The sequence below is a fragment of the Rathayibacter sp. VKM Ac-2926 genome (genome assembly GCF_022815565.1).
Classification (GTDB): Bacteria; Actinomycetota; Actinomycetes; order Actinomycetales; family Microbacteriaceae; genus Rathayibacter; species Rathayibacter festucae.
Map to the genome: position 1 here is coordinate 131,233 of NZ_JALGRS010000009.1, position 22,794 is coordinate 154,026.

A 22,794-nucleotide genomic window follows, 5' to 3' on the forward strand; every position below is an offset into this window, starting at 1 on the left:
CCGTCGCGGGGCCCCGTGATGTGACGCGGGGCCTGGCGACGCTCTAGCCTGTCCCTCATGGTTTCCGACGCCGACGACTCCGCCGCCCTCCTCGCCGCCACGGAGAAGGAGGTCCTCGGCTGGCTCGAGTTCGGTGACGCCGCTCGCCACCTCGCCGACGACGTCGTCGCCTCCGGCTACCGCCCGGAGCTGGTCGTGGCCATCGCGCGCGGCGGTCTGCTGCTCGCGGGCGCGGTCGCCTACGCGCTGGGCATCAAGAGCTGCGGTGCGCTGAACGTCGAGTTCTACACCGGCGTCGAGGCGCGACTGGCCGCTCCCGTCGTCCTGCCGCCCCTGCTGGACGAGGCGTCCGTGCGCGGGAAGCGCATCCTCCTGGTCGACGACGTCTCCGACTCCGGCCACACCCTCGCCCTCTCGGTCGACCTGATCCGCGCGATGGGCGCCGAGGTGCAGACCGTCACGCTCTACACGAAGCCCCGCACGGTGCTCGAGCCCGACTTCTTCTGGCGGCGCACGCCGCGCTGGATCGTCTTCCCCTGGTCGGCGCTGCCCCCGGTGGCGGGCGCCCTCGCGGAGGACGACGAGTGAGCGTCCACCTGATCGGCGGCGGCGGCGGCGCCGAGCACGACCCGCAGCTCTACGGAGCCTTCCTGGCGGAGGCGCACGACCGCGCCGTCGACGCCGGCCGCATCGAGGGTCCGCGGATCGCGATCGTCGTCGTGCACGACGGCCTCGGCCCCGAGGTCTACGCGGGCTGGGCCGCGACGCTCGCGACGGTCGGCAAGCTCCTCCCGTTCGCGGTCATGAAGCCCGAGGGCGGCCGGATCGACCCCGCGGTCTTCGACGACGTCGACGGGATCTTCGTCGGCGGCGGCCTCACACCCGCCTACCGCGACGCGCTCGAGGCGTCCTTCCCGCGCCTGCGCGACCTCGTCTCCTCCGGAGTGCCGTACGCCGGCTACTCCGCGGGCGCCGCGGTCGCCGCCGACCGCGCGATCGTCGGCGGCGACCGCATCGGCGGCGTCGCCGTCGCGCCCGAGCACGCGGCCGAGGAGCTGGACGAGGTGACGGTGCTCGAGGGCATCGGCCTGGTCGACGTCTCGATCGACGTGCACGCCGCGCAGTGGGGCACGCTCGGCCGCCTGGTCGCGGCCGTCGAGGCCGGACTGGTCGACGGCGGCGTCGCGATCGACGAGTCGACCGTCCTCACCGTCGGCACGGGCGCGCTGCGCGTCCGCGGCGCCGGCTCGGTCTGGCGCGCGAGCGCGGGCGAGGCCGGAGTGTCGGTCGCCACCCTCGCCGCGAGCTGAGCGTGGATCTGCAGGAGCTGGCCGGTGCCGGCCTGATCGACCGCGGCTGGGCCGAGGCGCTCGCCCCGGTCGCCGGCGACATCGCGGCGATGGGCGACTTCCTCCGCGCGGAGACCGCGGCCGGGCGCCCCTACCTCCCGGCAGGCGCGCAGGTGCTCCGCGCGTTCGCCGCGCCGCTGGAGGACGTCCGCGTCCTGATCGTCGGGCAGGACCCGTATCCGACGCCCGGGCATCCGATCGGGCTGTCCTTCGCCGTGGACCGGCACGTCCGGCCGCTGCCGCGCAGTCTGCAGAACATCTACCGGGAGCTGCGGGACGACCTCGGCGTCGCGCCGCCCGAGCACGGCGATCTCAGCGGCTGGACGCGCAGCGGCGTGCTGCTGCTCAACCGCGTCCTCACCGTCGCACCCGGCGCGCCCGCCTCGCACCGCGGCAAGGGCTGGGAGCGGGTCACCGAGCACGCGATCCGCACGCTCGTCGCCCGCGAGCAGCCGCTCGTCGCGATCCTCTGGGGGCGCGACGCGGCGAACCTCCGGCCGCTGCTGGGCGACTCCGGGATCGTCGAGAGCGTCCACCCCAGCCCGCTGTCCGCCTCCCGCGGCTTCTTCGGCTCGCGCCCGTTCAGCCGCGCGAACGAGCTGCTCGCCGAGCGCGGGGCCGAGCCCGTCGACTGGGCGCTCCTGCCCTGAGCCTCGGGGCCCGACAGCGCGGCCCGCCGCGCGTGCGGTGCTCCGCCACCCCGGCTACGCTGGCCCGGATCGCGGCCGCCGCCCGGGATCAGCGACGCCGACCACCACCGCCGAGAAGGAGCGAGATGCTCGAGGAAGAGTACGAGCAGCGCCGGGTCCTCCCGCCGCACCTGCGCCGGGCGCCCGCCCCCGAGCCGGAGTTCTCCTTCGAGATCCGCGAGGCGCGCAGCGCGGACCTGCCGGACATCCAGGAGATCTACAACCACTACGTCCGGAACACCGTGGTGACCTTCGACGAGGACGACTCGACGCTGAAGGAGTGGCGCTCGAAGTTCGCGCGCAACCAGAAGCTGGGGCTGCCGTTCATCGTGGCCGTGTCGCCGTCAGGGCAGATCCTGGGCTACGCGATGGTGTCGCCGTGGTCGTCCAAGCGCGCCTACCGCTTCACCGTCGAGAACTCGATCTACCTGCGCGCCGCCTCGACCGGCAAGGGCCTCGGCAAGGCGCTGATGACCGAGCTGCTCGAGCGCGCGAAGGCCGTCGGCATCCGCCAGGTCATGGCCGTCATCGCGGACAAGGGGGCCGAGGCGTCGCTGACGATGCACGCGAAGTACGGCTTCGTCGAGGTCGGCCGGATGGGCCGCGTCGGCTTCAAGTTCGAGCGCTGGCTGAGCACCGTGCTGATGCAGAAGACGCTGAAGTAGCGCCACCCGCGTCTCTGCGAATGCGCCGGACTGCGGGGAACGGCGCGGGGTCCTTCCCTACACTTGTCGGCATGGAATGGCTCGTCCCGCTCATCGTCGTCGTCGTGCTCGTCGTGATCCTCGGGATCTACCTCTGGGCCACCTACAACTCCCTCGTCACGCTGAACGTCCGCGTGGACGAGGCCTGGAGCGACATCACCGTCCAGCTGAAGCGGCGGGCGGATCTGATCCCGAACGTCATCGACTCCGTGAAGGGCTACGCCTCGCACGAGCGGCAGGTGTTCGACTCGGTGACCCGTGCCCGCGCCGAGACGCTCTCCGCGCAGGGGCCGGCCGAGGCGTCGGCCGCCGAGGACCACATGCAGAAGGCGCTGAAGTCGATCTTCGCCGTCGCGGAGGCGTACCCGCAGCTGCAGGCGAGCCAGAACTTCCTGCAGCTGCAGGGCGAGCTGGTCGACTCGGAGGACAAGATCCAGTCGGCCCGCCGCTTCTACAACGGCGGCGTCCGCGAGATGAACACCAAGGTCACCGTCTTCCCCAACACGCTCTTCTCCCGCCGCCTCGGCTTCTCCGAGCGCGAGTTCTTCGAGGTCGGCGACCTCGCCGCCATCTCGGAGCCGCCCCGCGTCCAGTTCTGACGCCACGGAGGAAGCGGCCCCGGCGGCGCCCCCCTCATGCCGGTCGAGTAGCCCCGCAGCGGCGCCCCTCATGCCGGTCGAGTAGCCCCGCAGGGGCGTATCGAGACCCACCGTCATCGACACGCCGGGTCTGCAGACTCGACTTCCGACGGTGGTGGATCTCGATACGCCCGCTGCGCGGGCTACTCGATCAGCATGTGCCTTTCGACCCGCCGTCAGCGCGCTGCCGGGGCTGCCGCCGCGAGCGGGCCGCCGTCGAGCGTCGTGAGGTACTCGTCGAAGACGGGGGCCGGGTCGGTGCCCGTCGCGACGGCGTCCACGAGGGCCCGCCGCACCAGCGCCAGCACGACCGTGGCGAGCACGGCCGCGCGCGGCTCGTCCGCCGCGGGCAGGCCCATCCGCTGAGCGATGCTCGGGGTGAGCGCACCCTCGCCGTCGTGCAGCGACTGCACCCAGACCGCGCGCATGCCGGGCGTCTCGGTGAGCAGCGGCATCAGCCGCAGCGTCCGCTCGAGCTGCGGGCCGGACGCGGCCGCGGCGAACGCGGCGCCCAGCGCGGTGTTCAGCGACTCCGACTCCGGCCGCGCGACGAGCTCCCGCGCCATCGCCGCGATGGCAGCGTAGAGCACGGGCCGCACGCAGTCCTCCTTGCCGCCGAGGTAGCGGTGGAAGGTGCGCAGCGAGATGCCGGCGGCGTGCGCCAGATCGATCGAGCTGACGCCCTTGGTGGTCCCGCGCTCGAGCAGCAGGGCGACGCACTTCTCGGACAGGGCGAGCGCGATGGTGCCCTGCCGCTCCTGCGGACCGCTCATGCGAGGACCTCCCGGTGGCCGGTGGTGAGGGCGACGAGGAGCTCGGGCGCGAGGGTGCCCCGCCCGACGACGTCGACCGTGTCGAGCCCCTGCCAGTGCGCGGCGGTGACGAGCAGCGCGGCGAGGCGCTCGGCCGTGTCCGGCGGCGCTCCGGGCTCGCGCCAGGCCGCCTGCACCCGCAGCACGCCGTTCTGCCGGTCGCTCTTGAGGTCGACGCGCGCCGCGATCACGTCGTCGAGCAGCACGGGCAGCACGTAGTAGCCGTGCACGCGCTGGGCCGCCGGGGTGTAGATCTCGATCCGGTAGTGGAAGTCGAAGAACAGCTCGGCGCGCGGGCGGTGCCAGACCACGGGGTCGAAGGGGGAGAGCAGTGCGTCGGCCCGCAGCTCGCGCGGCCGCCGCGCCGCCGTGTGCCGCCAGAGCGGCAGCGGGCGTCCCGAGCGCTCCCAGCCGCGGACCTCGACCGGCACCAGCTCGCCCGCGTCGACCAGGTCGTGCACGGCCGCGAGCGTCGGCGCCTTCAGCAGCCGGTGGTAGTCGGCCAGATCGCCGAGCGTCCCGACGCCGAGCGCGAGGGCGGAGCGGCGCACCAGCTCGCGGACCGCGTCCTCGGTGGAGACCTCCGCCTCGAGCACCCCGCGGGGCAGCACCTGCTCGGCGAGCGCGTAGGAGCGCTCGAAGCGCGTGCGCCCGGCGGTCACCACCTCGCCCCAGCGGAAGAGCACCTCGAGCCCGCGCTTCATGTCGGACCAGCCCCACCACGGTCCGGTCCGGATGTTGGCCTCGTGCTCGATCTCCGACGCGCGCAGCGGGCCGTCGGCGAGGGCCACCCGCAGCCAGTCGAGCGTCGACCGGTTCTCGGCCGCCCAGCCCTCGTGCTCCGGCAGGCGGACGCGGCGGTAGTGCTCCATCCGCCAGCGGTAGAGCGGGAGGTCGGCGCGACGGATCAGCGCCGCCTCGTGTGCCCAGTACTCGAGGTAGTGGCCCTTCGGCGAGAACGCGACCGCGTCGAGGAGGGCGCGGTCGTAGGGGCCGAGCCGGGCGAGGACGGGGAGGTAGTGGCTCCGCTCGAAGACGTTGACCGAGTCGAGCTGCAGCGGCCGGATCCGGTCGATCACGCCGAGGATCTGCCGCGTGCCGACCCGCGGCGGCGGCGCGGCACCGAAGCCCTGGGCGGCCAGGGCGATGCGGCGCGCGAGCGCGGGGCTGAGCTGCTCGGTCATGGTGTCCCCACGCTAGCGAAGGCCGCCGACATCGGCCGATCGGAGGCGATCCGGCTTCGGCGCCGAGTGTTCCCGTCCGGTTCATCCGGGCGGCCCCGGGATGTCGGGAGCCGCCCCTACGTTTCCCGAGGCGCCCGCAGGGGCCCACCCACCCGACTCCTGGAGGACTCTTGACGACCCAGCGCTTCCCCCGCGCCGGCGTGCTCGCCGCCGCGGCCGCCGCTCTCGCTCTCACCCTGACCGCCTGCTCCGGCGACGCCGGCGCCTCGTCCGGCGACGCGTCGGTCGACGCCTCGACCGCGACCTCCGCCGCCGACCTCGGCGGGCTCGACGCCCTGGTCGAGGCCGCGAAGGCCGAGGGCGAGCTCAACGTGATCGCGCTGCCCGACAACTGGGCCAACTACGGCGAGCTCATCTCGGGCTTCGAGGACGAGTACGGCATCACCGTCAACTCGGCCGACCCCGACGTCTCCTCCGCCGAGGAGATCAGCACCGCGCAGAACCTGGCCGGCCAGGACACCGCTCCGGACGTCTTCGACCTCGGTGCCGCCGTGGCGCTCGCGAACACCGACCTGTTCGCGCCGTACAAGGTCGAGACCTGGGACGACATCCCGGAGGGCAACCGCGAGGAGACCGGCCTCTGGGTGAACGACTACACCGGCCTGATGTCGATCGGCTACGACGCCGACGCCGTGCCCGCGCCCGAGTCGCTCGACGACCTGCTCGGCGCCGACTACCGCGGCTCCGTCGCGATCAACGGCGACCCGACCCAGGCCGGCGCCGCGGCGGCCGCCGTGCAGCTCGCCGCCCTGCAGTCGGGCGGCTCGGCCGACGACGTCCAGTCCGGCATCGACTTCTTCGAGAAGCTCAACGACGCGGGCAACTTCCTGCCGCTGGACCCGACCGACGCGACCATCGCCTCCGGCGAGACCCCGGTCGTCTTCGACTGGAGCTACAACAACCTCGCCGCCGCGAAGGCGAACGAGGGCACCCGCGAGTGGACGACGACGGTGCTGCCCGGCACCGCGGTCGGCAGCTACTACAACCAGGCGATCAACGCCGACGCGCCGCACCCGGCCGCCGCGCGCCTCTGGCAGGAGTACCTCTACTCCGACGCCGCGCAGAACCTCTACCTCGCGGCCGGCGCCTACCCCGTGCGCCTGGCGGCCATGGTCGACGCCGGCACGGTGGACACGGAGGCCCTCGACGCCGTCGGCGCCGCTCCCGAGGACCTCGTCCAGTTCACCTCCGAGCAGACCGAGGCCGCCTCGGCCCTGCTGGCCGAGAAGTGGGGCGCGGCGATCCAGTGACGACCGCCGCCGTCCGCGCCGTCCCCGGGGCCCGCGTGCCCCGGGGACGGCGCGGTCTCCCCGCAGCGCTGGGCGTCGCTCCGTTCGCGGTGTACGTCCTGCTCTTCCTCGCCGTGCCGACCGTCCTCTCGGTCGGGACGGGCTTCGTGGACGGCGACGGGCGGCCGACGCTCGCGAACGTCGCGGCGCTGGGCGACCCGGTCGTCCTGTCCGCCTTCGGCGCCTCGCTCGGACTGTCGGCGCTCACCGCCGTCGTCGGCGCGGTCCTCGGCGGCATCGTCTGCCTCGCCCTGCTCGGTGCCGATCCGCGCGGACCGCTGCGCACGATCGTCGACGCCGCGGCGAGCGTCCTCGCCCAGTTCGGCGGCGTGATGCTCGCGTTCGCCTTCATCGCCACGATCGGCGTCCAGGGCCTGGTCACGACCCTCCTGGCCGGCGCCGGTGTCGACCTCTACGCCGACGGCGTCTGGCTCTACCAGCTGCCCGGGCTGATCCTGCCCTACCTCTACTTCCAGGTTCCGCTGATGGTGCTGACCTTCCTGCCCGCGCTCGAGGGACTGCGCCCCGAGTGGGCCGAGGCGAACGCCGTGCTCGGCGGGGGAGCGGTGAGCTACTGGTGGCGCGTCGCGGTCCCCGTCCTCGCGCCCTCCTTCCTCGGCTCGGTGCTGCTGCTGTTCGCCAACGCGTTCTCCTCGTTCGCCACGGCTGCCGCGCTGATCAGCCAGGGCGCCCAGATCGTGCCGCTGCAGATCCGCGCGGCGCTCGTCAGCGAGACGGTCCTCGGCCGGGAGAACCTGGCCGGCGCGCTCGCGCTGGGGATGCTCCTCGTGATGATCGTCCTGATGTCCGGCTACGCGCTGCTGCAGCGCCGGGCCCGTCGGTGGCAGCGGTGACCCGCGCTCTCTCCCGCATCGTCCTGGTCGTCACCGGCCTCGCCTTCGCGGTGCCGCTGATCGCGATGGCGGAGTTCACCCTCCGCGGCGCCGGCGGCTACGACCTCTCGCACTGGACCGCGATCCTCGACTCGGAGAACGAGCGCGGCTACCGCGCGCTCTTCCAGGGCATCGGCAACTCGCTGATCCTCGCGGTCGTCACCGCCCTGATCGTGCTCGTGCTGCTGGTGCCGACGATGCTCCTCGTCGAGATCCGCCTGCCGCGCCTGCGCCGGGCGCTCGAGCTGGTCTGCCTGCTGCCGCTGACCGTCCCCGCGATCGTGCTGGTCGTCGGGCTCGCGCCGGTCTACTCGGTGATCACCCGCCTCGTCGGCTCGGCGCCCTGGACGCTCGCGCTCGCCTACGGCGTGCTCGTGCTGCCCTACGCCTACCGCGCGATCGCCGCGGACCTCGCAGGGCTCGACGTGATCACGCTCTCGGAGGCCGCCCGCTCGCTGGGCGCCGGCCCGTTCGGCGTGCTCGTCCGGGTGCTGCTGCCGAACCTGCGCCGCGGCCTCGTCGCCGCCGCGCTGATCACCGTCGCCGTGGTCCTCGGCGAGTACACCATCGCCTCGCTGCTCAGCCGCACGACGCTGCAGACCGTTCTCGTGCAGGTGTCGAAGCAGGACGCCTACGTGGCCGTGATCTTCTCCCTCCTCTCCCTCCTGTTCGCCTTCGCCCTGCTGCTCGGGATCGGCCGCCTCGCGCGGATCGGCCTCGTCGCCACCGGGCGCCGCGCCTCGAAAGGCACCTCGTGACCGCGCCCCTCTCCCCGGGCGCCCGCGTCCGCTTCCTCGACGTCGCCCGGCACTTCGGCGCGGCCAGAGCCCTCGACGGCGTCTCGTTCGACGTGGCGCCCGGGGAGTTCATCGCCCTGCTCGGCCCCTCGGGCTGCGGCAAGACCACCGCCCTCCGCGCCCTCAGCGGGCTCGAGCGGATCGACTCCGGCCGCATCCTGGTCGACGAGCGCGACGTCGCCGGCCTGCCGGTCGCCCGCCGCGACATGGGCATGGTCTTCCAGTCCTACTCGCTCTTCCCGCACCTGCGCGCCCGCGAGAACGTGGAGTTCGGTCTGCGCACCCGCGGTGTCGCGGCGAAGGAGCGGCGGACGGCAGCCCAGGACGCGCTCGACCTCGTCGGCCTCGGTGCCCTGGGCGACCGCTACGCGCACCAGCTCTCCGGCGGGCAGCAGCAGCGGGTGGCGCTGGCGCGGGCGCTCGTCACCCGCCCCCGGGTGCTGCTCCTGGACGAGCCGCTCTCCGCGCTGGACGCGAAGGTCCGCGTGCAGCTGCGCGACGAGATCAAGCGGCTGCAGTCCGAGATCGGCATCACCACCTTCTTCGTCACCCACGACCAGGAGGAGGCGCTCGCCGTCGCCGACCGGGTCGCGGTGATGAACGCGGGGCGGATCGAGCAGCTCGGCGCGCCGGAGGACCTCTACGCCCGGCCGTCGTCGCCGTTCGTCGCCCACTTCGTCGGGCTCTCCAACGTCGTGCCGGGGGTCGTCTCGGGCGGGGCCGTCTCCGTGCTCGGCGCGCGCCTGCCCCTGGTGGACGGCGCGGCCGTCGACGGCGCCGTCTCGGCGTTCCTCCGGCCCGAGGACATCGAGATCGTGCCGGGCGGTGCTCCGGGCGATCTGCCTGCCGTGGTCCTCGCGACCAGCTTCCTCGGACCGGTGCGCCGCTCCACGGTCCGCACCGAGCAGGGGGACGAGCTCGTCGTCCAGCACGCGGCCGGGATCCGGCTCGAGCCGGGGGAGCGGGTCGGCCTCGCGCTCGCGCGGCGGCCGGTGGCCGTCCGCGCGGCCTCGTGAGCTGTCGCGGATTCCGCCCGCGGAATGCGGCGGGGATTAGTCTGGGCGGATGAGACTCGGCCGGTCCCGCCGCACGTCCGGCGCCCGCGACGCCGTCCGCGCCGCCGCGGCTCCCGAGCGGGCTCCGCAGCCCCGCCCGCTCGACCCGGACGCCGCCTTCGTCAGCACCGGGATGCGCATCGCCGGGGCCTGGGCCTGGCGGATCCTCGTGGTCGCCGGCGCCCTCGCCGTGATCGGCCTGCTGGTGATCGAGCTGCGGCTGATCGTCATCCCGCTGCTGCTCGCGATCGTCATCGCGGCGCTCCTCGTGCCGTTCTCGATGTTCCTGCAGCGGCACCACTGGCCCAAGTGGCTCGCGATCGTGGTGGCCGAGCTCGGCATCGTCCTCGTGATCGGCGGCCTGCTCTTCCTCGTCGTCACCCAGGTCACCTCCGGCTTCGACGACCTCAGCCGCCAGACCGTGCAGTCCTACGACGCCCTGAAGTCGTGGCTGCTCGAGGGGCCGCTGCACCTGACCGAGACCGACATCAACCAGTACGCGCAGCAGGCGCTCGCCGCCGTGCAGCAGGACTCGGGGATGCTCGTCAGCGGCGCGCTGAGCGTCGGCTCGACGGTCGGGCACGTGCTCACCGGCGTGCTGCTGACGTTGTTCTCGACCCTCTTCATCCTGATCGACGGTCCGAACATCTGGCGCTGGGTCGTGCGCCTCTTCCCGCACCGCGCCCGGAGGGCCGTCGACGGGGCCGGCCGCGCGGGCTGGATCACGCTGACCAACTTCGTGAAGGTGCAGATCCTGGTCGCCTTCGTCGACGCAGTGGGCATCGGGCTCGGCTCGTTCCTGCTCGGCGTCCCGCTCGCGATCCCGATCGGCGTGCTGGTCTTCCTCGGCTCCTTCGTGCCCGTGATCGGCGCGGTCGTCACCGGCGCGCTGGCCGTCTTCATCGCCCTGGTCTACAACGGACCGGTCATCGCGCTGATCCTGCTGATCGTCGTCCTCGGCGTGCAGCAGCTCGAGGGGCACATCCTCCAGCCCCTGATCATGGGCTCCGCCGTCAAGGTGCACCCGCTCGCCGTCGTCCTCGCGGTCGCCGGCGGCTCGATCGTCGCGGGCATCGCGGGCGCGTTCTTCGCGGTCCCGGTCGTCGCGACCCTCAACGTCATGGTCAACTACGTCGCGAGCGGAGCCTGGCGCTCGCCGACCCGAACCCCCGAGAGAGTTGCCGAAGAGCATGCAGACTAGCCGCGTCGTCGGACCGACCCTGAGCGAGTTCGAGGCGGCCCGAACCGTCCTCGCCCCCGTCATCGCGAACACCCCGATGGAGACGAGCACGTTCCTCGCCGAGGTGCTCGGCTCGCCCGTCTTCCTCAAGTGCGAGAACCTGCAGCGCACCGGCTCGTACAAGATCCGCGGCGCCGTGTTCCGGCTCTCGCACCTCACGCCCGAGGAGCGGGAGCGCGGCGTCGTCGCCGCCTCGGCCGGCAACCACGCCCAGGGCGTCGCCTTCGCCGCGCGCGAGCTCGGCATCAAGGCGACCATCTTCATGCCGATCGGCGTCGCGCTGCCCAAGCTCGCGGCGACCCGCGACTACGGCGCGGAGGTGGTGCTCAGCGGGCACATCTTCAACGAGGCGCTCGCCGCGGCGGCCGAGTTCGCCGAGAGCACCGGCGCGGTCTTCATCCCGCCCTACGACCACCCCGACGTGATCACGGGCCAGGGCACCATCGGCCTGGAGATCCTCGAGCAGGCTCCGGGCGTCGAGACGCTCGTCGTGCCCATCGGCGGCGGCGGGCTCATCGCCGGCGTCGCGTCGGCCGCGAAGCAGAAGGCCGCCCAGGAGGGCCGCACGCTGCGCGTCATCGGCGTCCAGGCCGCGAACGCCGCGCCCTACCCGCTCTCGCTCGCGGCCGGCGAGCCGATCGCCATCACGATCTCGCCCACCATCGCCGACGGCATCGCGGTCGCGAAGCCCGGCCAGCTGAACTTCGAGATCATCCGCGAGGTCGTCGACGAGGTCGTCACCGTCGAGGACGACGACACCGCCCGGGCGCTGCTGGTGCTGCTCGAGCGCGCGAAGCTCGTCGTCGAGCCGGCCGGAGCCGTCGGCATCGCCGCGATCCTCACCGGCAAGATCCGGAACGCGGGCCGCACCGCCGTCATCCTCTCCGGCGGCAACATCGATCCGCTGATGATGGAGCGGGTGATCAGCCGGGGCCTCGCCGCCTCCGAGCGCTACCTGAAGATGAGCATCGGCCTGCCGGACCGGCCGGGTCAGCTCGCGCGGATCGCCGACCTGATCTCGGAGGCCAACGCCAACGTCGTCGAGGTGCTGCACACCCGGCACGGCCGCGGCCTGCAGATCAGCGAGGTCGAGCTCGAGATCAGCGTCGAGACCCGCGGCCCCGAGCACGCCGACCGCGTCCTCCAGGTCCTCCGCGACGCCGGCTACAGCCCGCGCCTGTCACGCGGCTAGCCCTGCAGATACGCGAGATGCCACTTGTGACGGCCCGACACGGCGTGTCGAGCGCACAAGTGGCATCTCGCGGAGTGCGTCAGCGCTGAGGGTCAGTGGCCGTGCCAGGTCTCGACGTTCACGATCTTGACGGTGATGTTGCGGCCGTTGGGGGCCTCGAAGGTGGTGGAGTCGCCGACCTTCAGGCCCATGATCGCGCCGCCGAGCGGGCTCTGCGGGCTGTAGACGTCGAGGTCGCTCTCGCCCGCCATCTCGCGGTTGCCGAGGAGGAAGCGCGACTCGTCGCCGGCGATCTCGGCGGTGATGATCGTGCCGGCCTCGACGACCCCGTGGCTCTCGGGCGGTGTGCCGATCTCGGCCTCGCGCAGCAGCGCGGTCAGCTGGCGGATGCGCGCCTCGATCTTGCCCTGCTCGTCCTTGGCGGCGTGGTAGCCGCCGTTCTCCTTGAGGTCGCCCTCCTCGCGCGCGACCTCGATGCGCTTGGCGATCTCGAGGCGTCCGTTGGTGGACAGCTCGGTGTGCTCCGCCTGGAGGCGGTCGTACGACTCCTGGGTCATCCAGGTGACCTGAGGCTGGTCGGCCATGGTGGGCTCCTCACATGACGGCCGCGCGCGACCGACGGTGCTGTCGGGCGCCTGGCCCGTCGAGCGGATCGACCGAGGGCGTGCGGCGGGGGAAAAGACAAGGCCCCGACGAGTCCGTCAGGGCACCCCGACACCCTACGGGAGCCAGCAGGAGGAGATCAAACCTGTCGTGGCGAGCTCCGTGGTGCGCACCGTCTCGGTGTAGGAGCGGAAGCGATCGGTGGACGCGGGGTACTCGACGACGAGCCAGCCGACCACGGCGGACTGCTCGTTGAGCGCCTGGACAGCGCAGGCCGCGTCGCGCCCGGTCGGGACGGTGAGGTCGAAGGACACCTCGACGGTGCGGTCGTCCACGACCACGTGCGCGGTGTCCTGCACGTCGACGCCGTCGCGGGCGCCGTCGAGGCCGGCCCAGATCACCCAGGCGGCGAACACCGCGACGAAGGCGACGGCGACGAGGGCGAAGAGCCGGCGGTCGCCGCGGCGGCTGCGCGGCGTTCTCCCGTAACGGGAGGCGAGGGGTCCGGCGGCGCGGACGGCGTCCGGGTCGAGGGCGGGGTCGCTCGCGCGCTCGTCGCTCTCGGACGTTCGGGCGGCCACGGAACTCCCTGGGTGAAGCGACTATTCTGACGGATGACGTGCGCGGGTGAGAACCGAGCGACGCCCCCCATTAAACCCCGAGGAATCGAGCGATCGTGTCCCAGGCCGTCCAGGTCTCCGCAGATTCAGAGGCGCGTGCGGACGCCGCGCCGCGCGAGGTCCCGCGCCTGCTCGCCGTGCACGCCCACCCGGACGACGAGTCCAGCAAGGGCGCCGCGACTCTCGCCTCCTACGCCGATCGCGGCGCCGAGGTCATGGTCGTCTCCTGCACCGGCGGCGAGGCCGGCTCCGTTCTGAACGAGGCGCTCGGCGCCCGCGCGCACGCCGAGCGCGACATGGGCGGCCTGCGCCGCTACGAGATGGCCGCCGCGCAGCGGGCGCTCGGCATCGAGCACGCCTGGCTGGGCTTCGTCGACTCCGGGATGCCCGAGGACGGCGCCGTCGCCGCGGACTCCTTCGCCGGCCTGCCGCTGCCGACCGCTTCGGCACCGCTGGTGCGCCTCGTCCGCCGGTTCCGCCCGCACGTGATCATCAGCTACGACGAGAACGGCGGCTACCCGCACCCCGACCACATCCGCGCGCACCAGGTCGCGGTCGAGGCGTTCCGCGCCGCGGGCGAGGCCGACGAGTACCCCGGCACCGGCGCCGCCTGGTCCGTCTCGAAGCTCTACTACGACCGCGTGTTCTCCTCGCAGAAGCTGCGGGCCATCGCCGAGCACATCCGCTCGATCGACCCGGAGGACCCGCTGCTCGCCTCCTTCGAGGAGATGAAGCGCTGGAACGAGGAGACGCCCTACCTCGCCACCACGAAGATCGTCGTCTCCGGCTTCCACGACCGCCGCGACGCGGCCCTGCTCGCGCACGCGAGCCAGGTCGCTCCCGACAACAAGTTCTTCTTCCTCCCGCACTCGGCGATCGACGCCGCGTGGCCGACCGACGACTTCCAGCTCGTGCAGAGCCGGGTCGACGCGCCGACGCCGGAGACCGACCTCTTCGCCGGGATCGACGTCGCGCTGCCGGGTGACGCCGCCCTCGCCGCCCCCGCCTCCGAGGAGCAGTCCGCATGATCGCCGCGACCGTGCTCGAGGCCGCCCACGTCGCCCTGATCCGCGCCGCCGAGGCCACGCCGGTGCCGACGACCGCGCCGGAGTTCAACGAGGACACGGTGACGCCCGGCCTGTTCGGCTTCATCACGATGTTCGTGATCGCGCTCGCCGCCGTGTTCCTCGCGCTCGACATGGTCCGCCGGGTCCGCCGGACGACCTACCGCGCCCAGGTCAACGAGCAGCTCGACTCCGAGGAGCGCGAGCGCGCGGAGGACGCCCCGTCCGGACGCTGACGCCCGGACGCCGAGCGCGGTGCGCCGACGCGCCCGGCGCTCAGCCGACGTTGTAGGTCGGGTGCAGGCAGACGATCAGCGCCGCCGTCCAGTGGCAGAGGAACGCCACCGCGGTCAGCGCGTGGAAGATCTCGTGGAAGCCGAAGACCCCGGGCACCGGGTTCGGCCGCTTGATCCCGTAGACGACCGCGCCGACGGAGTAGCAGAGGCCGCCGACCAGCACGAGCACCATCATCGCCGCGCTCGCCTCGAACAGCGGGCCGAGGTACATCACCGCCGCCCAGCCCAGCAGCAGGTAGAGCGGCACGTAGAGCCAGCGCGGCGCGGAGATCCAGAACACCCGGAAGCCGATCCCGAGCAGCGCCCCCGCCCAGACCAGCACGAGCAGCAGCGAGCCCTGCGCGGGCGGCAGGGCGAGCGCGGCGAGCGGCGTGTAGGTGCCGGCGATCAGCAGGAAGATGTTCGCGTGGTCGATCCGCTTGAGGATCATCTTGGTCCGCGGCGACCAGTCGAAGCGGTGGTAGAGCGCCGAGTTGCCGAAGAGCAGCAGCGACGAGACGGCGAACACGGTCGCCGCCCACTTCGCCGGTGCGCCGTCGGCGACGCTGACCAGGACGATGCCCGCGACGATCGCGACCGGGAACAGTCCGGCGTGGATCCAGCCGCGCCAGGTCGGCCGCGCCTCCGTCGCCGCACCGTGCTCGATCTCGTCCTCGACGAGCGGCAGGGCGGGGAGCGAGGGGCCGGTCGCGTCGTCCTCCGGCACGGCGCGCGCATCCGGATCGGGCGTGGGGGAGGTCGGCCGGTGGCTCATACCGACGAGGATACGACCCGCCGCGGCAGGGCGACCGGGAGAGCCTGCTCGAACGGGGGAACAGCCGTGGTCCGGTACCGGGCCGCGGTTTCGACTACCGTGGCACCGTGCCGAAGCCGAGACTGCCCGTGGGGAGCGACCTGCTCTACGGCGTCTACAAGAAGCGGCTGCGCTCGAGTCTCGAGGGCGCCGCGCTGCCGAACCACGTCGCGATGATCATCGACGGCAACCGCCGCTGGGCCCGCCAGCGCGCGCTGGAGACGGCCGCGCACGGCCACCGCGCGGGCGCGGCGAAGGTGCACGAGTTCCTGCAGTGGTGCGACGAGCTCGGCATCCGGCACGTCACCCTCTACCTGCTCTCGCAGGACAACCTGGTCGGCCGGGAGAGCTCCGAGCTCACCGAGCTGATCGCGATCATCGCCGACCTCGCCGAGGAGGTCTCGCAGCAGCCCGAGTGGCGCGTGCAGCACGTGGGCTCGGACGACGGGCTGCCGGAGTCGCTCGTCTCGGCGCTCGACCGCGCGGAGGAGCGCACCGCCGCGCACACCGGCCTGCACATCAACCTCGCGGTCGGCTACGGCGGCCGCCACGAGATCGCGCAGGCGGTCCGCAGCATCCTCGACGAGCACGGCAAGCGCGGCTCCTCGATCGAGGACGTCGCGGGCCTGCTCACGCCCGAGCTGATCGGCGAGCACCTCTACACGAGCGGTCAGCCCGACCCGGACCTCGTCATCCGCACCTCGGGCGAGCAGCGCCTCTCCGACTTCATGCTCTGGCAGAGCGCGCACAGCGAGTTCTACTTCATGGAGGCGCTCGGCCCCGACATCCGCGAGGTCGACTTCCTCCGGGCGCTGCGCGACTACGCCGGCCGGCACCGCCGCTTCGGCAGCTGAGCTGCCCTCCCGCGCGCGCTGTTCACATAGCCGTTACACGTTCGTCTCGGCAAGAACCACACGGCTGTCATTTCCGGGATTAGGTTCGGATCATCAGGTGACGCACCTGGTCGAGTCGGCCACACAAGTACGACTCGATGACTGCCAGTGAAGGAACTGCGCGGTGCCGAGACGCACCACCGGCCGACTCGAATCCTCTGAAGTGAGTCGGGGGCTCCGGCCCCCGGAATGTGGAGAGTCGACGTGACAGTTCCCCAGGGTACGGATCCGCAGAACGGCACGCAGGGCGCGGTCCACCGCCGCGCGCAGCACGGCTCCTCGGATCGCACCGAGCAGCTCCAGCGCACCTACGTCCTCGACACCTCGGTGCTGCTGTCGGATCCCTCCTCGATGTTCCGCTTCGCGGAGCACGCCGTCGTCCTGCCGATCGTCGTGATCAGCGAGCTCGAGGGCAAGCGCAACGACCCCGAGATCGGCTACTTCGCCCGCCAGGCGCTGCGGCACCTCGACGAGCTGCGGGTCAAGCACGAGCGGCTGGACTTCCCGATCCGGGTCGGCCGGGGCGGGACCCTCCGCGTCGAGCTGAACCACTCGAACATGTCGGTGCTGCCCAGCGGGCTGCAGCTCGGCGACAACGACTCGCGGATCCTCGCCGTGGCGATGAACCTGCAGAGCGAGGGCGCCCTCGTCACCGTCGTGTCGAAGGACATGCCGATGCGCGTGAAGGCCGCCTCGATCGGCCTCGCCGCCGAGGAGTACCTCGCCGAGCTCGCCCCGGAGTCGGGCTGGACGGGCATGGACGACGTCACCCTGAGCGGCGACCAGATGAGCGAGCTCTACGACCGCGAGCGGCTCTTCACGGACGAGGTCGCCGACATCCCGATCAACACCGGGCTCGTCGTGCACTCGGACCGTGGCTCCGCACTCGCCCGGGTGACCGGCAAGCGCCAGATCGCGCTGGTGCGCGGCGACAAGGACGTCTTCGGGCTGCACGGCCGCTCGGCCGAGCAGCGGCTGGCGATCGACCTGCTGCTCGACCAGGAGGTGGGCATCGTCTCGCTCGGCGGCCGGGCCGGCACCGGCAAGTCGGCGCTCGCGCTCTGCGCGGGGCTCGAGGCGGTGCTGGAGAAGCGCCAGCACAAGAAGATCATGGTGTTCCGGCCGCTCTACGCGGTCGGCGGCCAGGACCTCGGCTTCCTGCCCGGCGACGCCGCCGAGAAGATGAACCCCTGGGCGCAGGCGGTCTTCGACACCCTCGGCGCGCTGGTCTCGCAGAACGTGCTCGACGAGGTGATCGAGCGCGGGATGCTCGAGGTGCTGCCGCTGACGCACATCCGCGGGCGCTCACTGCACGACGCCTTCGTGATCGTCGACGAGGCGCAGTCGCTCGAGCGCAACGTGCTGCTGACGGTGCTGTCCAGGGTCGGCCAGAACTCGCGGGTGGTGCTCACCCACGACGTCGCCCAGCGGGACAACCTTCGGGTCGGCCGCTACGACGGCGTCGCCTCGGTGATCGAGACGCTGAAGGGGCACCCGCTGTTCGCGCACGTGACGCTGACCCGCTCCGAGCGCTCGGCGATCGCGGCGCTCGTGACCGAGATGCTGGAGTCGAACGAGTCGGCCTAGGTCCTGAGCGACCTTCGGTCATCTCCGGCTCGCAGAATCACGTCCGGCTCGCCGGAATCACTGGTTCTCGCGAGCCGGAGGTCGTTCCGCGTGCCGGAGGTGCTCCGCGACTGGAGTGATCCGGGGCCGCGGCGCGTAGCGTGGGGCGGGTGAGCATCCTCGACGACGCGCTCCTCGAGCGCTTCCGCCTCCGCGCGGCCGACTACGACGCGCGCAACGCCTTCTTCACCGAGGACCTCGAGGAGCTGAAGGCCGCCGGGTATCTGACAATGCTCGTCCCGGCGGAGCTCGGCGGCGGCGGCCTCGGTCTCGAGCAGGCGACGGCCGAGCACGCCCGGCTGGCGACGGCCGCTCCCGCGACCGCGCTCGCGACCACGATGCACCTGGTCTGGACCGGGATCGCGAAGGCCCTGCGCGCCCGCGGCGACGCCTCGCTCGAGCACGTGCTGGTCGACGCGGCGGCCGGGCACGTCTTCGCCTTCGGCAACAGCGAGCCCGGCAACGACCTCGTGCTCTCCGACTCGCTCACCCGCGCGGAGCCGCTCGGCGACGGCGGCTACCGCTTCACCGGAACCAAGATCTTCACCTCGCTCTCGCCGGCCTGGACCCGGCTCGGCGTCTTCGGCCGCGACGACAGCGGGCCGGAGCCGCGGCTCGTGCACGGCTTCGTCGACCGGTCTTCGCCGGACGCGTCGGTGCCGGGGCTCACCGTGCACGACGACTGGGACACCCTCGGCATGCGCGCCACCCAGAGCCGGACCACGGTCCTCGACGGCGTCGAGGTGCCGGCCGCGCGGATGTTCCGCTCGCTGCCCGTCGGCCCGACGGCGGATCCGCTGGTCTTCGCGATCTTCGCCGACTTCGAGCTGCTGATCGCCTCGGTCTACCTCGGGGTCGCCCAGCGCGCCCTGGAGCTCGGCGTGGCGTCGGCGCGGAAGCGGACGTCGCTCCGGGCCGGCGGACGGCCGCTGTCCGAGGACCCGGACATCCGCTGGCGCCTCGCCGACGCCGCGATCCTGCTCGACGGGCTCCGGGCACCACTCGCGAGCGCGGCGGCCGACGTGGACGCGCTCGTGGACCGCGGGGCGGGCTGGTTCCCGTCGCTCGTCGGTGTGAAAATCCGCACCACCGAGGCGGCGCTGCGCATCGTCGAGAGCGCGGTCCGCGTCTCGGGCGGCTCGTCCTACCGCCGCGACTCCGAGCTCTCCCGGCTCTACCGCGACGTGCTGGCCGGGCTCTTCCACCCCTCCGACGACGAGTCCGCGCACGGGCTCTTCGCGAACGCGCTGCTCGGGCCGGTGCCGCCGCGGGAGTGAAGGGTGGACGTCCGGCATCGCCTGTGGACAACTCCGGCGGGCGCGGGGCGATCGGCTCTACAGTCTCCGGATGAACCGGCTTCTGGACCTCTCGGCAGCGCTCGTCGGCGCGGTCCTGCTCGGCGCGATCGGGCTCGCGAGGGTCGAGGGGCGGGCGGCGATCGTCGTCCTCGTCGTCGCCGCGGCGACCGTGCCGCTCGTGCTCGCGGACGTGCGCGAGCGGTGGCTGCCGAACGCGCTGACGGTGCCGATCCTCCTGGCGGGGCTCGCGTCGATGGCCGGCGGGTCGCTCTCGGGGCGGGTGCCGGGGGAGCTGCCCGCCGTGCTCGCGACGGCTCTCGTGCTCGGACTGCTGCACCTCGCGGGCGGGCTCGGCCGGGGCGACGTGAAGCTCGGGACGGGGCTGGCGCTCCCGCTCGCGGCGGTCGATCCGGCACTCGCCCTCCTGGCGCCGGTGCTCGCGTTCGTCCTGGCCGGCGCGTGGAGTCTGCCGTCGGCGCTCCGCGGCGGGGGCGAGCGGATCCCGTTCGGACCCTTCGAGCTCGCCGCGTTCTGGCTCGTCATCGCCTGGACGTGACGTGCGAGCGTCCGACGCTGGTCCGCACGGCCGCGGAGGTGTAGACCGGGTGCCGAGCGAGGAGGCCGACGTGGCGGACGGCGACGGAGACGACGGGATGGACGGCGGGAGCGCGGCCCTGCAGCAGGGGACGACCTGCGCGATCGTGGGCGGCGGGCCGGCGGGCCTGGTGCTCGGTCTGCTGCTGGCGCGGGCCGGCGTCGCGGTGACGGTGCTGGAGAAGCACGCCGACTTCCTTCGCGACTTCCGCGGCGACACGGTGCATCCGACGACGCTGGGGCTGCTCGAGGACCTCGGGCTCCTCGACCGGTTCGAGGCGATCCGGCACTCGCGGGTGGAGCGGGTGACGATCCCCGGCCGCGACGGGCGCGACGTGGTGATCGCGGACTTCGCGCGGCTGCCGGTGCGCCACCCGTACGTCGCGATGGTGCCGCAGTGGGACCTGCTGGCCCTGGTCGCCGAGGCGGCGCAGGCCGAGCGCTGCTTCACCCTGCTCACCGAGCACGAGGTGACCGGCGTCGTCCGCGAGGGCGGGCGGGTCGTCGGTGTCGAGTACCGGTCGCCGGCCGGGGAGGGGCGCCTGCTCGCCGATCTGACGGTCGCCTGCGACGGGCGCTGGTCGGCCGTGCGCCGCTCGGCCGGGCTGCCCGTGCGGTCGCTGCCGGTCGGCTTCGACGTCTGGTGGTACCGCCTGCCGACTGCGCGGGCCGTGGGCGAGTCGCTCCTGCCGCGGATCGGGCGCGGGCGGGTGTCGATCGCGATCCCGCGCGACGGCTACCTGCAGATCGCGCGGCTGGGGCTCAAGGGCACCGACGCGGCGGTGCGGGAGCGGGGGATCGAGGCGTTCCGGGCGGAGGCGGCCGAGCTGCTCCCCGAGGTCGCCGAGGACGTGGCGGGGATCGCGTCGATGGACGACGTGAAGCACCTCGACGTCCGGCTCGAGCGGCTGCCGCGCTGGCACGCTCCGGGGGTGCTCTGCCTCGGCGACGCGGCACACGCGATGTCGCCGGTAGGTGGCGTCGGCATCAACCTGGCCGTGCAGGACGCGGTGGCGGCGGCGCGGCTGCTGGCGGGGCCGCTGCGCCGCGGTGTGCTGCGGACGGCGGCGGGCGACCGCGTGCTCGCCCGGGTGCAGCGCCGGCGCGCGCTGCCCGCCGTGCTGATCCAGTCGCTGCAGCGGGTCCTGCACGCGCGCCTGATCCTGCCGGCGCTGGCCGGGCGGCTCTCGGGGCCGCCGCGCGCGCTGGCGGCGCTGCTCCGGCTGCTGCCCGGGCTCGCGGTCGTGCCGGCGGCGCTGGTCGGCATGGTCCCCGACCCGAGCGCGCGCCGTCGTGGTCGCGGCGGCCGGCCGCGCGCTGACGGCCGACGTCCTGGCCGCGGTAGGTCTCGATACGCGCCTGCGGCGCTACTCGACCAGCATGCAGGGGCGCCGATCGCGCGGCGGCCGACCGCCCCCTGCTGCAGGGTGGGCATGCTGTGCATGCCGATCGAGCAGTCTGCGGAGCGGGCGTCTTCCATGCTGATCGAGTAGCCCGCGGAGCGGGCGTCTCGAGATCCACCAGCGTCAGGACATGAGTCTGCAGACCCGCCCTGCTGAGCACGGTGGGTCTCGATACGCGCCTGCGGCGCTACTCGACCAGCATGTGGAGGCGGGCCTCAGCCCGGGTGGGTCATCGACATGACGTCGAGGGCGCTGTCGAGCTGCGCCTCCGTCACCTCGCCGCGCTCGACGAAGCCGAGGTCGACGACGGACTCGCGGACGGTGATGCCCTTCGCGACCGAGTTCTTCGCGACCTTGGCGGCGGCCTCGTAGCCGATCACCTTGTTCAGCGGCGTGACGATCGAGGGCGAGGACTCGGCGAGGGCGCGCGCGTGCTCGACGTTCGCCTCGAGGCCGTCGACGGTCTTGTCGGCGAGCAGCGTGGCCGAGGCGGTGAGCAGGCGGATCGACTCCAGCAGCGCCGTGCCCATCACCGGGATGGCGACGTTCAGCTCGAAGGCTCCGGAGGCTCCGGCCCAGGCGATCGTCGCGTCGTTGCCGATCACGCGGGCGCAGACCATCAGGACCGCCTCCGGGATCACCGGGTTCACCTTGCCGGGCATGATCGACGAGCCGGGCTGGAGGTCCGGGATGCTGAGCTCGCCGAGACCGGTGTTCGGGCCGGACCCCATCCAGCGCAGGTCGTTGTTGATCTTGGTGAGGCTGACGGCGAGCACGCGGAGCGCGCCGGACGCCTCGACGAGCGAGTCGCGGGCGCCCTGCGCCTCGAAGTGGTTGCGCGCCTCGGTGACGGGCAGGCCGGTCTCCTCCGCGAGGCGGGCGATGACCTTCGCCGGGAAGCCGGCGGGCGTGTTGATGCCGGTGCCGACGGCGGTGCCGCCGAGCGGGACCTCCGCGACCCGGGGGAGGGCGGACTGCACGCGCTCGATGCCGAGGCGGATCTGCGCCGCGTAGCCGCCGAACTCCTGACCGAGGGTGACGGGCGTCGCGTCCATCAGGTGGGTGCGGCCGGCCTTGACGACCTCGGCCCACAGCTCGGCCTTGGTCTCGAGGGCCTCGGCCAGGTGCTCGAGGGAGGGCACCAGGTCCTGGATCAGCGCGCCGGTCACGGCGACGTGCACCGAGGTCGGGAAGACGTCGTTCGAGGACTGCGAGGCGTTGACGTGGTCGTTCGGGTGCACCGGGCGGCCGAGCGCGGTCGTCGCGAGGGTGGCGAGCACCTCGTTCATGTTCATGTTCGACGACGTGCCGGAGCCGGTCTGGTAGACGTCGATCGGGAAGTGCTCGCCGTAGCCGCCGCCGACCACGAGGTCCGCCGCGTCGGCGATGGAGCGGGCGATCTCGCCGTCGAGCACGCCGAGATCGGCGTTGACGAGGGCCGCGGCCTTCTTGATCCGGGCGAGGGCCGCGATCTGGGCGGGCTCGAGGCCGGCGCCGGAGATCGGGAAGTTCTCGACCGCGCGCTGCGTCTGCGCGGCGTAGAGCGCGTCGCGCGGGACGCGGACCTCGCCCATCGTGTCGTGCTCGATGCGGAAGGCGTCGTCGGCGCCGGAGTCGGTCGGGGAGGTGTCCACCACGCTGTGTTCGTCCTGTTCTGTTCGGTTCATCGGTTCGGTGAGAGGAGGTCGGTGGTCGGCTGCTC

At 72.9% G+C, this 22,794-nt stretch carries 24 protein-coding genes; 18 read left to right on the plus strand and 6 right to left on the minus strand.

Going from position 1 to position 22,794, the window contains the following annotated elements:
- Positions 1-57: 57 nt before the first annotated feature.
- The 5 genes from MT351_RS13810 (at position 58) to MT351_RS13830 (ending at position 3,341) form a co-directional block, all read left to right on the plus strand.
- Positions 58-588 carry a phosphoribosyltransferase gene (locus MT351_RS13810; RefSeq protein ID WP_123445400.1) on the plus strand — a complete coding sequence of 177 codons (531 nt, stop codon included), beginning with the start codon at positions 58-60 and terminating at the stop codon, positions 586-588.
- A complete protein-coding gene (locus MT351_RS13815; RefSeq protein ID WP_123445401.1) occupies positions 585-1,310 on the plus strand; it encodes a Type 1 glutamine amidotransferase-like domain-containing protein in 726 nt (241 codons plus the stop codon). Before MT351_RS13810 ends, MT351_RS13815 begins: the two co-directional genes overlap by 4 nt.
- A gap of 2 nt (positions 1,311-1,312) precedes the next feature.
- On the plus strand, positions 1,313-1,999 hold the full coding sequence (locus MT351_RS13820; RefSeq protein WP_374204773.1) for a uracil-DNA glycosylase: 687 nt from the start codon (positions 1,313-1,315) through the stop codon (positions 1,997-1,999).
- A 125-nt stretch (positions 2,000-2,124) separates the two neighbouring features.
- Positions 2,125-2,703, plus strand: a complete 579-nt coding sequence (locus MT351_RS13825) for a GNAT family N-acetyltransferase (protein WP_123702722.1) — start codon at positions 2,125-2,127, stop codon at positions 2,701-2,703.
- A 71-nt stretch (positions 2,704-2,774) separates the two neighbouring features.
- Positions 2,775-3,341: a LemA family protein gene (locus tag MT351_RS13830; protein WP_123702724.1), complete on the plus strand. Its 567-nt coding sequence runs from the start codon at positions 2,775-2,777 to the stop codon at positions 3,339-3,341.
- A 215-nt stretch (positions 3,342-3,556) separates the two neighbouring features.
- Here the strand turns inward: MT351_RS13830 and MT351_RS13835 are convergent, their stop codons facing one another.
- Both MT351_RS13835 and MT351_RS13840 read right to left on the minus strand, forming a co-directional pair.
- Positions 3,557-4,153, minus strand: coding sequence for a TetR/AcrR family transcriptional regulator (locus MT351_RS13835; RefSeq protein WP_123735274.1), 597 nt, complete (start codon positions 4,151-4,153; stop codon positions 3,557-3,559).
- Complete coding sequence (locus MT351_RS13840; protein ID WP_132435816.1) at positions 4,150-5,376, minus strand: winged helix-turn-helix domain-containing protein; 1,227 nt, start codon at positions 5,374-5,376, stop codon at positions 4,150-4,152. Before MT351_RS13840 ends, MT351_RS13835 begins: the two co-directional genes overlap by 4 nt.
- Positions 5,377-5,546: 170 nt before the next feature.
- On the opposite strand from MT351_RS13840, the gene MT351_RS13845 reads away from it, so the two are divergent.
- The 6 genes from MT351_RS13845 to ilvA are packed head-to-tail and all read left to right on the plus strand — an operon-like array spanning position 5,547 to position 11,902.
- The gene (locus MT351_RS13845) at positions 5,547-6,686 is read left to right on the plus strand and encodes an ABC transporter substrate-binding protein (protein ID WP_185020089.1); all 1,140 of its coding nucleotides are present in this window, start codon (positions 5,547-5,549) and stop codon (positions 6,684-6,686) included.
- Positions 6,683-7,579 (plus strand): ABC transporter permease subunit, encoded by an 897-nt coding sequence (locus tag MT351_RS13850; protein WP_132435815.1) that lies wholly within the window; start codon positions 6,683-6,685, stop codon positions 7,577-7,579. The genes MT351_RS13845 and MT351_RS13850 overlap by 4 nt, the downstream gene beginning before the upstream one ends.
- A complete protein-coding gene (locus MT351_RS13855; RefSeq protein WP_243582424.1) occupies positions 7,576-8,376 on the plus strand; it encodes an ABC transporter permease in 801 nt (266 codons plus the stop codon). The genes MT351_RS13850 and MT351_RS13855 overlap by 4 nt, the downstream gene beginning before the upstream one ends.
- The gene (locus MT351_RS13860; RefSeq protein WP_132435814.1) at positions 8,373-9,431 is read left to right on the plus strand and encodes an ABC transporter ATP-binding protein; all 1,059 of its coding nucleotides are present in this window, start codon (positions 8,373-8,375) and stop codon (positions 9,429-9,431) included. Before MT351_RS13855 ends, MT351_RS13860 begins: the two co-directional genes overlap by 4 nt.
- Positions 9,432-9,480: 49 nt before the next feature.
- Positions 9,481-10,671, plus strand: a complete 1,191-nt coding sequence (locus MT351_RS13865; protein ID WP_132435813.1) for an AI-2E family transporter — start codon at positions 9,481-9,483, stop codon at positions 10,669-10,671.
- Complete coding sequence (gene ilvA, locus MT351_RS13870; RefSeq protein ID WP_123445410.1) at positions 10,661-11,902, plus strand: threonine ammonia-lyase; 1,242 nt, start codon at positions 10,661-10,663, stop codon at positions 11,900-11,902. Before MT351_RS13865 ends, ilvA begins: the two co-directional genes overlap by 11 nt.
- A 92-nt stretch (positions 11,903-11,994) precedes the next feature.
- Here ilvA and greA read toward each other — a convergent pair whose 3' ends face one another.
- Entirely contained in the window at positions 11,995-12,486 is a 492-nt protein-coding gene (gene greA, locus MT351_RS13875; RefSeq protein WP_243582425.1) for a transcription elongation factor GreA, read from the minus strand.
- A gap of 135 nt (positions 12,487-12,621) precedes the next feature.
- Positions 12,622-13,086: a DUF4307 domain-containing protein gene (locus MT351_RS13880; RefSeq protein ID WP_132435812.1), complete on the minus strand. Its 465-nt coding sequence runs from the start codon at positions 13,084-13,086 to the stop codon at positions 12,622-12,624.
- Positions 13,087-13,181: 95 nt separating this feature from the next.
- Here MT351_RS13880 and mca point away from each other — a divergent pair, with 95 nt between their 5' ends.
- Complete coding sequence (mca, locus tag MT351_RS13885; protein ID WP_207901629.1) at positions 13,182-14,153, plus strand: mycothiol conjugate amidase Mca; 972 nt, start codon at positions 13,182-13,184, stop codon at positions 14,151-14,153.
- The gene (locus MT351_RS13890) at positions 14,150-14,425 is read left to right on the plus strand and encodes a hypothetical protein (RefSeq protein WP_123735280.1); all 276 of its coding nucleotides are present in this window, start codon (positions 14,150-14,152) and stop codon (positions 14,423-14,425) included. The genes mca and MT351_RS13890 overlap by 4 nt, the downstream gene beginning before the upstream one ends.
- Before the next feature lie 40 nt (positions 14,426-14,465).
- Here the strand turns inward: MT351_RS13890 and MT351_RS13895 are convergent, their stop codons facing one another.
- Positions 14,466-15,239 (minus strand): hemolysin III family protein, encoded by a 774-nt coding sequence (locus MT351_RS13895; RefSeq protein ID WP_132435811.1) that lies wholly within the window; start codon positions 15,237-15,239, stop codon positions 14,466-14,468.
- A gap of 107 nt (positions 15,240-15,346) precedes the next feature.
- On the opposite strand from MT351_RS13895, the gene MT351_RS13900 reads away from it, so the two are divergent.
- The 5 genes from MT351_RS13900 (at position 15,347) to MT351_RS13920 (ending at position 21,182) form a co-directional block, all read left to right on the plus strand.
- The gene (locus MT351_RS13900; RefSeq protein ID WP_123445415.1) at positions 15,347-16,132 is read left to right on the plus strand and encodes an isoprenyl transferase; all 786 of its coding nucleotides are present in this window, start codon (positions 15,347-15,349) and stop codon (positions 16,130-16,132) included.
- 228 nt (positions 16,133-16,360) lie between these two features.
- Complete coding sequence (locus tag MT351_RS13905; RefSeq protein ID WP_132435810.1) at positions 16,361-17,758, plus strand: PhoH family protein; 1,398 nt, start codon at positions 16,361-16,363, stop codon at positions 17,756-17,758.
- Between the two features lie 140 nt (positions 17,759-17,898).
- Positions 17,899-19,074 (plus strand): acyl-CoA dehydrogenase family protein, encoded by a 1,176-nt coding sequence (locus MT351_RS13910; RefSeq protein WP_132435809.1) that lies wholly within the window; start codon positions 17,899-17,901, stop codon positions 19,072-19,074.
- Between the two features lie 70 nt (positions 19,075-19,144).
- On the plus strand, positions 19,145-19,651 hold the full coding sequence (locus MT351_RS13915) for a prepilin peptidase (RefSeq protein ID WP_243582428.1): 507 nt from the start codon (positions 19,145-19,147) through the stop codon (positions 19,649-19,651).
- A gap of 70 nt (positions 19,652-19,721) precedes the next feature.
- Entirely contained in the window at positions 19,722-21,182 is a 1,461-nt protein-coding gene (locus MT351_RS13920; RefSeq protein ID WP_243582430.1) for an FAD-dependent oxidoreductase, read from the plus strand.
- A gap of 125 nt (positions 21,183-21,307) precedes the next feature.
- On the opposite strand, the gene MT351_RS13925 is transcribed toward MT351_RS13920, so the two are convergent.
- Positions 21,308-22,729: an aspartate ammonia-lyase gene (locus MT351_RS13925; protein ID WP_243582431.1), complete on the minus strand. Its 1,422-nt coding sequence runs from the start codon at positions 22,727-22,729 to the stop codon at positions 21,308-21,310.
- Between the last annotated feature and the right edge of the window lie 65 nt (positions 22,730-22,794).